16 protein-coding genes are annotated in these 13,020 nt (G+C 56.9%); 4 read left to right on the top strand and 12 right to left on the bottom strand.

Translation table 11 applies throughout. The features are described from left to right. The 3 genes from yggU to ACWKX3_RS17865 are packed head-to-tail and all read right to left on the bottom strand — an operon-like array spanning window position 1 to window position 1,583. On the bottom strand, window positions 1–297 hold the full coding sequence (yggU, locus tag ACWKX3_RS17855) for a DUF167 family protein YggU (RefSeq protein ID WP_006178450.1): 297 nt from the start codon (window positions 295–297) through the stop codon (window positions 1–3). Continuing rightward, window positions 294–860, bottom strand: coding sequence for a YggT family protein (locus tag ACWKX3_RS17860; protein WP_058608623.1), 567 nt, complete (start codon window positions 858–860; stop codon window positions 294–296). The genes yggU and ACWKX3_RS17860 overlap by 4 nt, the downstream gene beginning before the upstream one ends. A gap of 21 nt (window positions 861–881) precedes the next feature. Then, window positions 882–1,583 (bottom strand): YggS family pyridoxal phosphate-dependent enzyme, encoded by a 702-nt coding sequence (locus ACWKX3_RS17865; protein WP_454542157.1) that lies wholly within the window; start codon window positions 1,581–1,583, stop codon window positions 882–884. Between the two features lie 17 nt (window positions 1,584–1,600). On the opposite strand from ACWKX3_RS17865, the gene ACWKX3_RS17870 reads away from it, so the two are divergent. Continuing rightward, entirely contained in the window at window positions 1,601–2,581 is a 981-nt protein-coding gene (locus ACWKX3_RS17870; protein ID WP_088208561.1) for a type IV pilus twitching motility protein PilT, read from the top strand. A gap of 31 nt (window positions 2,582–2,612) precedes the next feature. On the opposite strand, the gene ruvX is transcribed toward ACWKX3_RS17870, so the two are convergent. The 8 genes from ruvX to metK all read right to left on the bottom strand — a co-directional run bounded on the left by ruvX (window position 2,613) and on the right by metK (window position 9,765). Further along, window positions 2,613–3,029 (bottom strand): Holliday junction resolvase RuvX, encoded by a 417-nt coding sequence (ruvX, locus tag ACWKX3_RS17875; RefSeq protein WP_454542158.1) that lies wholly within the window; start codon window positions 3,027–3,029, stop codon window positions 2,613–2,615. Next, window positions 3,029–3,589, bottom strand: coding sequence for a YqgE/AlgH family protein (locus ACWKX3_RS17880; protein WP_137272712.1), 561 nt, complete (start codon window positions 3,587–3,589; stop codon window positions 3,029–3,031). Before ACWKX3_RS17880 ends, ruvX begins: the two co-directional genes overlap by 1 nt. An 82-nt stretch (window positions 3,590–3,671) precedes the next feature. Continuing rightward, entirely contained in the window at window positions 3,672–4,619 is a 948-nt protein-coding gene (gene gshB, locus ACWKX3_RS17885) for a glutathione synthase (RefSeq protein WP_042322311.1), read from the bottom strand. Window positions 4,620–4,640: 21 nt separating this feature from the next. Next, window positions 4,641–5,372: a 16S rRNA (uracil(1498)-N(3))-methyltransferase gene (rsmE, locus tag ACWKX3_RS17890; RefSeq protein ID WP_202562273.1), complete on the bottom strand. Its 732-nt coding sequence runs from the start codon at window positions 5,370–5,372 to the stop codon at window positions 4,641–4,643. A 52-nt stretch (window positions 5,373–5,424) separates the two neighbouring features. Further along, window positions 5,425–6,132: a deoxyribonuclease I gene (gene endA / locus ACWKX3_RS17895; RefSeq protein ID WP_006178442.1), complete on the bottom strand. Its 708-nt coding sequence runs from the start codon at window positions 6,130–6,132 to the stop codon at window positions 5,425–5,427. A 94-nt stretch (window positions 6,133–6,226) separates the two neighbouring features. Beyond that, the gene (locus ACWKX3_RS17900; RefSeq protein WP_058608620.1) at window positions 6,227–6,724 is read right to left on the bottom strand and encodes a SprT family zinc-dependent metalloprotease; all 498 of its coding nucleotides are present in this window, start codon (window positions 6,722–6,724) and stop codon (window positions 6,227–6,229) included. A 60-nt stretch (window positions 6,725–6,784) separates the two neighbouring features. Beyond that, window positions 6,785–8,182, bottom strand: coding sequence for a galactose/proton symporter (galP, locus tag ACWKX3_RS17905; RefSeq protein ID WP_006178440.1), 1,398 nt, complete (start codon window positions 8,180–8,182; stop codon window positions 6,785–6,787). 428 nt (window positions 8,183–8,610) lie between these two features. After that, entirely contained in the window at window positions 8,611–9,765 is a 1,155-nt protein-coding gene (metK, locus tag ACWKX3_RS17910; RefSeq protein WP_006178439.1) for a methionine adenosyltransferase, read from the bottom strand. Between the two features lie 423 nt (window positions 9,766–10,188). Between metK and ACWKX3_RS17915 the strand changes: the two genes are divergently transcribed. From ACWKX3_RS17915 to speA, 3 genes are all read left to right on the top strand, one after another. Next, window positions 10,189–10,332: a hypothetical protein gene (locus ACWKX3_RS17915; protein ID WP_418250466.1), complete on the top strand. Its 144-nt coding sequence runs from the start codon at window positions 10,189–10,191 to the stop codon at window positions 10,330–10,332. 94 nt (window positions 10,333–10,426) lie between these two features. Further along, entirely contained in the window at window positions 10,427–10,558 is a 132-nt protein-coding gene (yqgB, locus tag ACWKX3_RS17920) for an acid stress response protein YqgB (RefSeq protein ID WP_127463540.1), read from the top strand. Window positions 10,559–10,566: 8 nt separating this feature from the next. Further along, window positions 10,567–12,543, top strand: a complete 1,977-nt coding sequence (gene speA, locus ACWKX3_RS17925; RefSeq protein ID WP_042321927.1) for a biosynthetic arginine decarboxylase — start codon at window positions 10,567–10,569, stop codon at window positions 12,541–12,543. Between the two features lie 98 nt (window positions 12,544–12,641). Here speA and ACWKX3_RS17930 read toward each other — a convergent pair. Then, a partial coding sequence (locus tag ACWKX3_RS17930; protein WP_454542159.1) for a hypothetical protein occupies window positions 12,642–13,020 on the bottom strand: 379 nt, incomplete at its 5' end.

Genomic DNA, 13,020 nt, shown 5'->3' on the forward strand with positions numbered 1-13,020 from the left:
TTAGTCCTGTTCGGTCAGCGCCGCGACTTGCGTCGGGATCGATTGCGGATTGAGGATTTTTACCTGTTTATGTCGCCCCAGTTCACCTTTTTCAATGATGACCTGGCTTTTGGCGACGCGAAACTGTTTAGCCAGATATTTGGTCAGATGCGCATTGGCCTGACCATCCACCGGCGGGGCGGTGATGGCGACTTTTAGCTCGTCGCCATGCAGCCCAACAATGCTGTCGCGGCTGGCTTTCGGCTGAATATACAGCCGTAGAACCAGCCCGTCAGCGCAGGTGCTTACGGCACTCATAGCGCCATCCACAGCCCCGGCAGCAGCATGTTGCCCGTCGCCTGTAACAGCTCGGCGATCCCCATGTTAGCCACGTACAGCAGCAGGACAAGGATCATCGGCGAAAAGTCGATACCGCCCATCGACGGCAGCAGATTGCGAATCGGGCGCAGCAGCGGTTCAGCCAGCTGGATAAGCGCGTACTCCACCGGGCTACGGCCCTGGCTCACCCAGCTCATGATTGCCATCACCAGCAAGACCCAGAATATCAGCAGGCCGACGGTTTTGATGAGGATCAGAACGGCAGCGATCCAGATAATCGGCTGGAAGGTAATGACCATAAACAGCACGATCGCTTTGATAACGCTCAGGATAAACGCCATCAGCAGCGAGGCGCTGTCGATAGGCCCCATCGCCGGAATAATGCGGCGCAGCGGCCCCACGACGGGCTGGGTTACCTTCACGACAAACTGTGAGAACGGATTATAAAAATCACAGCGGGCCCACTGCATCCAGACACGCAGTAACAGCGCCATCGTATACAGCTCAAGCACTGTTGAGAGCAGGAAAGTCAACGTCTTCATGGCGTTCCTTAGGTTTCCTTATTATTGGGTGTAATCGCGCGCACCGAAAATTGCTGTGCCGATGCGCACCATCGTACTGCCTGCCGCAATCGCGGCTTCCATATCATCCGACATGCCCAGAGAAAGCGTGTCTACCGTTGTGTAGCGCGCTTTAAGCGCTTCAAATGCTACAGCCATTTGCCGTGCTACGGCAAACTGCCTTTCATAACTTGACTCAGGTGCCGGGATCGCCATCAGCCCGCGCAGGGTCAGGTGCGGCAGTGCTGCCACCTCTGCCGCCAGGGCGTCGAGCTCGCTCAGCGCAATGCCGGATTTGCTGTTCTCGTCGCTAATGTTGATTTGAATCAGCACGTTAAGCGGAGCCATCTCCGCCGGGCGCTGGTCGTTCAGGCGCGCGGCAATCTTCAGACGATCGATCGTGTGACACCAGTCAAAATGCTCCGCGACCAGACGGCTTTTGTTCGACTGCAGCGGGCCAATAAAGTGCCATTGCAAATCGTCCTGCCCCTGGTCACGGAAATGGCAAATTTTGTCCACGCCTTCCTGCACGTAGTTTTCGCCAAACGCCCGCTGCCCGGCGGCAATCGCTTCTGCGAGGGCGCTCGCAGGCTTGGTTTTACTGACTGCAAGCAACGTAATTTCTTCTGAAGCACGGCCGCAACGCGTTGCAGCGGCTGAGATTTTGTCCCGGACCTGTGCCAGGTTATGCGCAATGTCGTTCATTTTCCGAGGAGTAGTCTATGGATGTGGAAGAAATCGTGGCCCTTAGTGTAAAGCATAACGTCTCCGATCTACACCTGTGCAGTGATGCCCCCCCGCGCTGGCGGCGATTAGGCCGCCTTGAGCCCGCCCCGTTTCCGCCTCCGGACGTGAACGTGCTGCTCAGGGAGTGGCTTAATGATGAACAGCAGGGGACGTGGTGGGCAAACGGGCAGGTGGATTTTGCCGTCACCACCGGCGAAAACCAGCGCCTGCGCGGCAGCGCGTTTATGCATATGCAGGGTGCCTCTGTCGCGCTGCGACTGCTGCCGCGTGCCTGCCCGCAACTTTCTGCGCTGGGCGTGCCGCGGGCGATCCCGGAGCTGTTACTGAATGACAGCGGGCTGCTGCTGGTGACCGGGGCAACCGGCAGCGGAAAATCCACCACTCTGGCGGCGATGGTCGATTTTCTCAACCACCACACCGACGGGCATATTCTGACGCTCGAAGATCCGGTGGAATTTATCTATCAGAGTGAACGCTGCCTGATCCAGCAGCGCGAGATAGGCCAGCACAGCCCGACGTTTGCCGAGGCGCTGCGGGGCGCGTTGCGTGAAGATCCGGATGTGATTTTGCTGGGGGAGCTGCGCGACAGCGAAACGATCCGCCTGGCGCTGACGGCGGCAGAAACCGGGCATCTGGTGCTGGCGACGCTGCATACGCGCGGGGCATCGCAGGCCATTGAACGGCTGGTGGATACCTTTCCGGCGCAGGAGAAAGACCCGGTGCGCACCCAGCTGGCGGGCAGCCTGCGGGCGGTTCTGGCGCAAAAGCTGCGCCCGGATTTGCAGGGCGGGCGCGTCGCGCTTTATGAGCTGCTGGTGAATACCCCGGCGGCGGCGAACCTGATCCGTGAAGGCAAAACCTGGCAGCTTCCCGGGATCGTTCAAACGGGTCAGCAGGCGGGCATGCAGAACTTTGAACAGAGCCTGGCTGAGCGCCGGGCGCAGGGCAGGCTATAGGAACCTGCCGGGCTACCGCGTGAAAAGAGGCTCAGTAACCCTGCTCGAAATAGCTCTCGAGGATAATGACGGCGGAGGCCGAGTCGACGCTGCCTTTGTTCAGCGCCCGGAAGCCACCGTGTTCAAACAGCCCGGCGCGCGCTTCGACGGTGCTCAGACGCTCGTCATGCAGCTTCACGGATACACCAAAGCGGCCATGAATTTTATTGGCAAATTTACGCGCCCTGGCGGTAAGCGGTTGCTCGGTGCCGTCCATGTTCAGCGGCAGCCCGACAATCACGTCGTCCGGCTGCCACTCTTTGAGCAGACGTTCGATAAGGTTCCAGTCGGGCGTGCCGTCGTTGGCCTTGAGCGCCGTCAGCGGGCGTGCCGTGCCGGTAATGCGCTGGCCCACGGCAACGCCGATGCTTTTGGTGCCAAAGTCGAAGGCAATAAGCGTTCCGTTCATCAGGCGTGCCCCGCTACGCCGGGCATGGTCAGAATATCAATGCCGATAAGTTTTGCGGCCTCGCGCCAGCGATCGGCAATCGGGGTTTTAAACAGGATGTTCATATCCGCGGGCGCGGTCAGCCAGGCGTTATCCAGAATTTCCTGCTCAAGCTGGCCTTTCTCCCATGAGGCGTAGCCCAGCGCAACCAGCACTTCGGAAGGCTGATTTGCCGTACCGAGTGTTTCAAGGACATCGCGTGAGGTGGTGATAACGGTGTTATCCGAAATGCGAATACTGGAGGAAAAGACCGGCGGGGTATGCAGAATAAAACCGCGATCTTCTGCAAGTGGCCCACCCAGCATGACGGCTTTATCAAGACGGATCTCTGGCAGACGCTCTTCCGTGGTGATTTTCAGCTTTTCCAGAATCCCTTCTACCTGGAGGTTTTCCAGCGGCTTGTTGATGATAATTCCCATCGCACCGTCTTCATTGTATTCACAAATGTACACCACGGCGCGGCGGAAAATTGGGTCCTGGAGTGCAGGCATGGCAATAAGAAAGTGATGCTGTAAATTCATTGTCAGAGGGTCTGTTTCCTGGTTTAAAAAGCGACAGCGTCCAGTATGCGGAGAAACGACAACGCTGTCACTCTTTGGTGGGTTACTTCTGTAAACGTTTTTCGATGGCGTCCATCAGCATACCGGTGATCGAAATCGGGAATTCCGCCTCAATTTCACGGATGCAGGTTGGGCTGGTGACGTTCACTTCGGTCAGACGGTCGCCGATGATGTCCAGGCCGACGAAGATCAGCCCTTTGGCTTTAAGCGTAGGGCCAACGCGGCGGGCAATTTCCCAGTCGCTTTCGGTCAACGGGCGCGGTTCGCCACGGCCACCAGCTGCGAGGTTGCCGCGGGTTTCTCCACCCTGCGGGATACGCGCCAGGCAGTAAGGCACCGGCTCGCCGTCCACCACCAGCACACGCTTGTCGCCGTCGACGATGGCAGGCAGGTAGTTCTGCGCCATGCAGTAGCGGGTACCCAGCTCGGTCAGCGTTTCGGCAATGACGCCAATGTTAGGATCGCCTTCTTTAACGCGGAAGATAGACGCGCCGCCCATGCCGTCCAGCGGCTTCATGATGATATCGCCGTGTTGCTGCCAGAACGCTTTCAGCTGTGCCTTGCTGCGGGTCACCAGCGTTTCCGGCGTCAGGTCAGAGAACCAGGCGGTGTAAAGCTTCTCGTTGCAGTCGCGCAGGCTCTGCGGCTTGTTGACGATGAGCGTGCCTTTCTCTTCTGCGCGTTCCAGGATATAGGTGCAGTAGATAAATTCGGTATCGAACGGCGGATCTTTACGCATCAGGATGACGTTGAGGTCGGCCAGGGCGATATCCTGCTCGCTGCCGAATTCGTACCATTTGTCGTAGTTCTGCTCGACGTTAACGAGGCGGGTACGCGCGCGGGCTTCACCGTTGATCAGGTAAAGATCGTTCATCTCCATATAGTGGAGTTCATAGCCGCGACGCTGCGCTTCCAGCAGCATAGCGAAGCTGGAATCTTTCTTGATGTTAATGTTTGCGATGGGATCCATCACGATGCCGAGCTTGATCATTTTTTTCTCCATCAATATGGGTCAACCCAGATCGCCAAAACGCACCTGTAGCGCGGTAATGGCGGTGAGCGCCGTTGTCTCAGTGCGCAGAACGCGAGGCCCTAACAGAATATCAGTAAACTGGTAACGTGCCGTCATGGCGATCTCGTCAGCCGACAGGCCGCCCTCCGGGCCAATCAACAGGCGCACGCGCTCGACGGGCAGCGGCAGCGTGTTGATGCTGGCGCTGGCGCGAGGGTGGAGATTGAGCTTCAGCCCGCTCTCCTCTTCAGCACACCAGTCCTCAAGATCCATCGCCGGGCGGATCTCCGGTATCCGGTTGCGGCCGCTTTGCTCGCAGGCCGCAACGGCAATTTTCTGCCACTGCTGGATCTTTTTGTTCAGACGTTCAGCATCCAGTTTAACGCCACAGCGCTCAGAAAAAAGTGGCGTAATGAGGCTTACACCGAGTTCAATGGATTTCTGAATGGTGAACTCCATCTTTTCACCGCGCGACATCACCTGTCCCAGATGGATATGCAGCGGCGATTCACGGTCGTCCACTTCACCGCGCAGCACGTTGACGTGCACGCTTTTTTTGTCGGCGCGCGTAATTTCAGCGTCGAACACCTGGTTGGAGCCGTCGAAGAGCTGAATCGCCTGGCCTGCGCCCATACGCAGCACGCGGCCTACATGGTTGGCGGCGTCGTCAGACAGGGCGATCTCACGGCCTGTGGTAATCAGTTCAGGATGGTAGATGCGGGGAATGCGCATAGTCAGAAATTCCATGTGTCATGCGGTGTAAGCGAATTGCCGCTAGTGTAGGTTAGCTCTTTTGCGCCTGGCAAGCCCGCTGGACGTAAGGGTTGTGATTCCCCTGAACTTTCGCAATGCGCTCATCGCGCTGGCACTCCCACGCCGTCACCGGATACATCTTGTCCCAGGCGTTAAACAGCTGCGTCTGCTGGCGTGAAAGCGTAAGCGAGTAACGGTCGCGCATGTAGAAGTAGGTGCGGGCAATGCTGCCGCGCGCGCGGGCTGGCGGCTCGGCGACTTTCTCTTTGAAATCCACCTTCATGGCGCACTGTCCGTACTGGCCTTCGCCGCCGTTCCACTGGCTGTACATGAAGTTGCCGCGATCGCCGTTCACTTCGCCTACCGCTGGCTGCAGGTTGTGCATATCGCTTTCCATCTGGCGATAGACCGGGTCTTTGGCGCAGTTTTTACGCCCGCCATCCTGCCAGCACTGGCGCTGATGGCCGAACTGCCATGCCGGAACGACATGTTCCCATTCGATGCGGCTGGCGCGGTTCTCATTTTTACGGACTTTGTAGCCGCAGGATGCGAGGTCAACGACGCCTTTTTTGCCCTGCCAGTTAATCTTACAGCCACAGTAGAAATCGCCCGGCGCGTCAGCGTTAATCTTGACGCCTGCGGTTTTTGCCTGGGAAAAACTATGGATACCGTCGGCCAGCGCGTGGCCGGAGAGCGCCGTCGTCAGAAAGGCGACGGTGAGGGAGAAATTACGGGACATCTTACACTCCGTGTCAAAACGAGCCGGCAACGTAGCGGATGTTGTTCCTGTATGCAATCAGTCAGATCAGGAAAGTTCCTGATTGTTCATTTGATCATTCCGCAACCAGCGGATCGCCGCACTTCACGCAGCGGTAGGTTGCTTCGCCACGCACCACGCGGTTATGACGGCGCACGGTGAGCTGATGCTGCTGGCACGAGCAGCGGTAGGGGAAAGTATTGGTGCGTACTGATACAAGCTCGAACTGGTGCGTGCGGCGAGCGGGCACACCGAGCACCGCCTCCATCATCCATTTCCACTCTTTGCCGTGGGGCGCTACGCGGCCAAAATGTTTCCACACCAGCAGATGCGCCAGCTCGTGAGGCACCACCTCTTCGATAAATGCCTGCTGGTTTTCCATCATCAGCACCGGGTTTAAGCGGATCTCCCACGACTCCAGCCAGGCGGTGCCTGCTGCAGTGCCGCGCTGGTGGTACACCAGCCTGGGTTCCGGATAATTGCGCCCGAGCTTCAGGTTTGCCTGGGCGAGTTTTTCCCGCAGGCTGCGCATAGCGGCTTGCTGAAGGGCGATGGGGAGACGGGGAGCTTTCATAGGGGCAGAGCATAAAGCGGGAAGCGGGGAGGTGCAAGCGGCACCTCCCCGGCAGAACACTCAGTCGTGTGCGCCAATCTCACGCAGCGGACGACCTTTCATCAGGTTACGTTCAATATGTTCCAGCGAAACGTGTTTGGTTTCTGGAACCAGCCAGATGGTCAGAACAATGAAGAAGATGTTCAGGCCGGAGTAAACCCAGAAGGTGTTCGCATTGCCCAGCGTGTTGAGCATGGTCAGGAACGTTGCGCCGACGATCATGTTGGCGATCCAGTTGGTCGCGGTGGAGCAGGTGATACCAAAATCACGCCCTTTCAGCGGCTGGATCTCCGAGCACAGCACCCAGATCAGCGGACCGGCGCTCATCGCAAAACCGACGATAAACATCAGCAGCATGGCCACGGCAAAGTACTGTGCAGACGGGGAGTGAATGCCCACATGCATCATCGTACCGAGGACGCCCATCCCGACGGCCATCACCAGGAAGCCCAGCGTCAGCGTTGGTTTACGTCCCCAACGGTCTACCAGACCAATGGCAATAAAGGTCGCCAGCACGTTGGTCAGACCGACGATTACCGTGCCCCACATCTGCTCGGTGGTGTTGGTGTAACCCGCCAGTTCGAAGATTTTTGGCGCGTAGTACATGATGACGTTCATCCCGGTGAACTGTTGCATCACCTGGAGCAGCACGCCCAGGAACACCGCACGGCGGAAGTTGCTGTTCTCTTTAAACAGCGCCCAGCCGGACTGTTTTACCTTCAGGCTTTCGCGGATCTCTTCCAGCTCGTTTTTCGCTTCTGCGCTGGTATCACGCAGGCGCAGTAAAACCCGTTCGGCATCGTGGAAGCGGCGTTTGGCGGCGAACCAGCGCGGGCTGTCCGGCAGGAAAAAGACGCCAATCAGCAGCAGCACCGCAGGGATGATGATCACGCCGAGCATCCAGCGCCATGCACCGCTGTAGCTGAACGCCGTATCGGAAAGATAAGCGCCCAGAATACCGATGGTGATCATCAGCTGGTACATCGAAATCATGCTGCCACGGATTTTCTCCGGCGCGATTTCAGACAGGTACAGCGGCGCGGTGTAAGACGCCACGCCAACGGCCAGGCCGAGCAGTACGCGTGACACCAGCAGCACCTCAACGTTTGGCGCAGCGGCAGAGAACAATGACCCAGCCACGAACAGGATCGCGCCGATCATCAGGCTCTTTTTACGCCCGAGCTTGAAGGAGAGCCAGCCGCTGCCCACCGCACCCACGGCGGCACCGAACATCATGGAGCTGACCACCCACTCCTGAGTGTGTGAAGAGATCTGGAATTCATCGGTGATGAAAGGTAACGCACCGGCGATAACGCCGATATCCAGGCCAAAGAGTAATCCTGCCAGGGCTGCGAGGAAGCAGACGAAGAAGGTCATCGCCTTATTGGACGTACGCCCCTGTTTTTTATTGTCAGGCATTATGCCCTCCAGTTGGGTTATCAGTTTTTACGATGTTAAGAGTAGGTGAGTAGTGCGTAAAAATATGTGAGACAAATCACAACGGTGTAATCGGTTACACAACATTGACTACGTAAATAATATTAAAGCTTTGAAAATATAGAGGTAAACGAGGTGATATGCATCGCGAATGTACACAATTCAGACTTAACTGAAAGGAAATGTAACAGCAGAAGAAATGCGATCATGCAAAGGGAATAATCTGAAAGCAGGATATATTTGGTGCGGTGTAAACGGTTTCAAAGGGTGCGGTCTGTCGTCGGGTGGCGGCAATGCCTTACCCGACCTACGGGTCCGAGGATTTTGTAGGTCGGGTAAGGCGCAGCCGCCACCCGACATAAAAAAAGGCCAGCGCAAAGGCTGGCCTGTTTAACGCTACGGTCGGTCGATTATTTCAGACCGGCAGCGTCACGCAGCAGGGCGGCTTTGTCGGTTTTTTCCCATGGGAAATGTTCGCGACCAAAGTGACCGTACGCAGCGGTTTCTTTATAGATTGGGTGCAGCAGATCCAGCATCTGGATCAGGCCGTAAGGACGCAGGTCGAAGAACTCGCGCACCAGCAGCGTCAGCTGCTCGGATGGCACTTTCTCCGTACCAAAGGTTTCCACCATGATTGACGTTGGTTCCGCCACGCCGATGGCGTAAGAAACCTGAATTTCACAGCGGTCGGCCAGGCCTGCAGCCACGATGTTTTTCGCAACATAACGTGCTGCGTATGCCGCAGAACGGTCAACTTTAGACGGGTCTTTACCAGAGAACGCACCGCCACCGTGACGCGCCATGCCGCCGTAGGTATCAACGATGATTTTACGACCGGTCAGGCCGCAGTCGCCCATTGGGCCGCCGATAACGAAGCGTCCGGTTGGGTTGATGAAGTATTTGGTTGCAGAGTTCAGCCACTCAACGGGCAGAACCGGCTTGATGATCTCTTCCATCACCGCTTCCTGCAGCGCTTTCTGGTCAATCTCTTCGGAATGCTGGGTAGACAGAACCACCGCATCAATACCGACGATTTTGCCGTCGTCGTACTGGAAGGTCACCTGGCTTTTCGCATCCGGGCGCAGCCACGGCAGGGAGCCGTTTTTACGCACTTCAGCCTGACGCTGCACCAGACGGTGTGCGTAGGTGACTGGCGCTGGCATCAGCACGTCGGTTTCGTTGGTGGCGTAGCCGAACATCAGGCCCTGGTCGCCCGCGCCCTGTTCCAGCGGATCGGCACGGTCAACGCCCTGGTTGATGTCCGGAGACTGTTTGCCGATGGCGCTCAGTACCGCACAGGAGTTGGCATCAAAGCCCATATCAGAATGCACATAGCCGATCTCACGCACCGTGTTACGGGTGATCTCTTCGATATCAACCCATGCGCTGGTGGTGATCTCACCGCCCACCAGAACCATACCGGTTTTGACATAGGTTTCGCACGCTACGCGCGCTTTTGGATCCTGGGTCAGGATCGCATCCAGCACCGCATCGGAGATTTGGTCAGCAATTTTATCAGGATGTCCTTCTGATACGGACTCGGACGTAAAAAGGTGTTTTGCCATGTTATATTTCACCTAAGAGGAATTTGGTTAGCTCAAGCTGCTGTGTGGAATAGCCAAGGGAGATAATTCTACCAAGGCCGACGGGTTTTGACACTGGCAGTCTGAGTGTTAATCAGTATGGATGGATTAACATCTGGACGGCTATTTTAGGTCACTTCTTAGACCGATTTCCAGTTTTTTTTGACTCACCTCTCACTGCGTTGAAAACGCAGCTGGAAATATTTCCTGACGCCGCTGGCAACGCGCGCATTTTTGTTTTGCATTTTAGCCCCCTTCTCGGTATAAAACGCGGCGCGCGGCTTCTAAAAAAAAGCGCTCGATGAACTCATCGTGTTGCCACTTCCAGCCGGGTTAAGCAGTGAACTTTCAGCTTTGGCTTGGGGTCCGTTTCAGCAGAGGCGGCCGTGGAGGTGATACGAGATAATGAACCATCGTTTTCCGCTAATTCAGCGCAGCCGTTCTGGCGCGCATTTGATTCCCGCAACCCGCATTTCTAGTCTGCAAACCTGCCGATGTTATACCCATCTCGGCGCTTCTCAGGATTCCAGGGCCGGTCACGCTTTGTGAAAACTGAACAAGGGCGCTCTTGTTAATACAAGAGTTATCTCGTGGTTTCGCCGAACCTTGTCATACACAGTTCGGTTACGTGTTTTACAATGATATGAATAAGAAACCGGTCGCACGGTCTGGATTTCAGCATACTCTGCTGGGAGATGGAGCCGTTTATGGGTTGTTATCGCCGTATAACGCTGCGATAGTAGTCAACTGTTTTACACTTAATACAAAGAGTTGAGGTTCGCTATGTCTGACGACATGTCTTCAGTTTCGCCTTCGTCAGCGGGCGAACAGGGTGTACTACGTTCCATGCAGGAGGTTGCGATGAGCTCCCAGGAAGCCAGCAAGATGCTGCGCACTTATAATATTGCCTGGTGGGGCAATAACTACTACGACGTCAATGAGCTGGGCCACATTAGCGTTTGCCCCGATCCGGACGTCCCCGATGCGCGCGTGGATCTCGCCAGACTTGTGAAAGCTCGCGAAGCGCAGGGCCAGCGTTTGCCTGCACTGTTCTGCTTCCCGCAGATCCTGCAACATCGCCTGCGTTCGATTAACGCCGCGTTCAAGCGCGCGCGCGAATCTTATGGCTATAAAGGCGACTACTTCCTGGTTTACCCGATTAAGGTGAACCAGCACCGCCGCGTTATTGAATCCCTGATCCACTCCGGTGAACCGCTGGGGCTGGAAGCCGGTTCCAAAGCGGAGCTGATGGCCGTTCTGGCGCACGCGGGCATGACCCGGTCGGTGATTGTCTGTAACGGTTATAAAGACCGTGAATACATTCGTCTGGCGCTGATTGGCGAGAAGATGGGCCACAAGGTCTATCTGGTTATCGAAAAGATGACCGAAATCGCAATTGTGCTGGAAGAGGCGGAGCGTCTGAACGTGATCCCACGCCTCGGCGTGCGTGCGCGTCTGGCGTCCCAGGGTTCCGGTAAATGGCAGTCCTCCGGCGGCGAAAAATCCAAGTTCGGCCTCGCGGCGAACCAGGTGCTGCAGCTGGTAGAAATTCTGCGCGAGCGCGGTCGTCTGGACAGCATCCAGCTGCTGCACTTCCACCTCGGCTCGCAGATGGCGAACATTCGCGACATCGCCACCGGCGTGCGTGAATCGGCGCGTTTCTACGTTGAGTTGCACAAGCTGGGCGTCAACATTCAGTGCTTCGACGTCGGCGGCGGTCTGGGCGTGGACTACGAAGGAACCCGCTCACAGTCCGACTGCTCTGTTAACTACGGCCTGAACGAATACGCCAACAACATTATCTGGGCGATTGGCGATGCCTGTGAAGAGCACGGCCTGCCGCATCCGACGGTGATCACCGAGTCGGGCCGCGCGGTGACCGCGCACCATACCGTGCTTGTTTCCAACATTATCGGCGTTGAGCGTAGCGAAATTTCCGAAGCGACGCCGCCGCAGGAAGATGCGCCTCGTTCCCTGCAAAGCATGTGGGAAACCTGGCAGGAGATGCACGAGCCGGGCACGCGCCGCTCGCTGCGCGAATGGCTGCATGACAGCCAGATGGATCTGCACGACATTCACGTCGGCTACTCTTCAGGCACCTTCAGCCTGCAGGAGCGCGCGTGGGCAGAGCAGCTCTATCTGAACATGTGCCATGAAGTGCAGAAGCAGCTCGACCCGAGCAACCGCGCGCACCGTCCGATTATCGACGAATTGCAGGAGCGTATGGCGGATAAGATTTACGTCAACTTCTCGCTGTTCCAGTCGATGCCGGATGCCTGGGGTATCGATCAGCTGTTCCCGGTTCTGCCGCTGGAAGGGCTGAACCACGCCCCGGAACGTCGTGCGGTGCTGCTGGACATCACCTGTGACTCCGATGGTGCTATCGATCACTACGTGGACGGCGACGGTATCGCCACTACCATGCCGATGCCGGAGTACGATCCGGAGAACCCGCCGATGCTGGGCTTCTTTATGGTCGGTGCGTACCAGGAGATCCTTGGCAACATGCACAACCTGTTCGGTGATACCGAAGCGGTTGACGTGTTTGTCTTCCCTGACGGCAGCGTGGAGGTTGAGCTGTCTGATGAAGGGGATACCGTAGCGGATATGCTCCAGTACGTTCAGCTCGATCCGGGCAAGCTGCTGACTCAGTTCCGCGATCAGGTGAAAAACACCGGTCTGGACGATGCGCTGCAACAGCAGTTCCTCGAAGAGTTTGAAGCGGGTCTGTACGGGTATACCTACCTCGAAGACGAGTAATTATCCCGCCTGCTGAATAAGAAAAGGGTCTGACCGTGGTCAGACCCTTTTTTATGGCTACATGAAAATCCCGCCGGTGAACGACGGGGGGAGGGCGGTTAACTCAGCTGTTCGTCCTGGAACGCAATGGTCACCTTCGCATAGATATCAATTGGCGTTTCCGTCATCAGCGGCAGCCACTGCTTCGGCTGTGCTGTTGCGCTCATATCGCCGTTCCACTGCTTGTGCTCAGGCGTTTTCGGCATATCCATGCCGGTCTGACCGGTGGACGAGCCTGGCGAAAGCTTAACGTCGGTGCCTTTCGGATTGCTCGACGGCGCCACGCCGTTGGTCATATCGCCGTTCCACTGTTTGTGCTCAGGCGTTTTCGGCATATCCATGCCGGTCTGACCGGTGGATGAGCCTGGCGAAAGCTTAACGTCGGTGCCTTTCGGATTGCTCGACGGCGCCACGCCGTTGGTCATATCGCCGTTCCAC

The sequence above is a fragment of the Enterobacter sp. UPMP2052 genome (assembly GCF_053709675.1).

Bases quoted from the DNA above. Each gene is read 5' to 3' on its own strand.
- yggU (WP_006178450.1), bottom strand. From the start codon at position 297: ATGAGTGCCGTAAGCACCTGCGCTGACGGGCTGGTTCTACGGCTGTAT.
- ACWKX3_RS17860 (WP_058608623.1), bottom strand. From the start codon at position 860: ATGAAGACGTTGACTTTCCTGCTCTCAACAGTGCTTGAGCTGTATACG.
- ACWKX3_RS17865 (WP_454542157.1), bottom strand. From the start codon at position 1,583: ATGAACGACATTGCGCATAACCTGGCACAGGTCCGGGACAAAATCTCA.
- ACWKX3_RS17870 (WP_088208561.1), top strand. From the start codon at position 1,601: ATGGATGTGGAAGAAATCGTGGCCCTTAGTGTAAAGCATAACGTCTCC.
- ruvX (WP_454542158.1), bottom strand. From the start codon at position 3,029: ATGAACGGAACGCTTATTGCCTTCGACTTTGGCACCAAAAGCATCGGC.
- ACWKX3_RS17880 (WP_137272712.1), bottom strand. From the start codon at position 3,589: ATGAATTTACAGCATCACTTTCTTATTGCCATGCCTGCACTCCAGGAC.
- gshB (WP_042322311.1), bottom strand. From the start codon at position 4,619: ATGATCAAGCTCGGCATCGTGATGGATCCCATCGCAAACATTAACATC.
- rsmE (WP_202562273.1), bottom strand. From the start codon at position 5,372: ATGCGCATTCCCCGCATCTACCATCCTGAACTGATTACCACAGGCCGT.
- endA (WP_006178442.1), bottom strand. From the start codon at position 6,132: ATGTCCCGTAATTTCTCCCTCACCGTCGCCTTTCTGACGACGGCGCTC.
- ACWKX3_RS17900 (WP_058608620.1), bottom strand. From the start codon at position 6,724: ATGAAAGCTCCCCGTCTCCCCATCGCCCTTCAGCAAGCCGCTATGCGC.
- galP (WP_006178440.1), bottom strand. From the start codon at position 8,182: ATGCCTGACAATAAAAAACAGGGGCGTACGTCCAATAAGGCGATGACC.
- metK (WP_006178439.1), bottom strand. From the start codon at position 9,765: ATGGCAAAACACCTTTTTACGTCCGAGTCCGTATCAGAAGGACATCCT.
- ACWKX3_RS17915 (WP_418250466.1), top strand. From the start codon at position 10,189: ATGAACCATCGTTTTCCGCTAATTCAGCGCAGCCGTTCTGGCGCGCAT.
- yqgB (WP_127463540.1), top strand. From the start codon at position 10,427: ATGAATAAGAAACCGGTCGCACGGTCTGGATTTCAGCATACTCTGCTG.
- speA (WP_042321927.1), top strand. From the start codon at position 10,567: ATGTCTGACGACATGTCTTCAGTTTCGCCTTCGTCAGCGGGCGAACAG.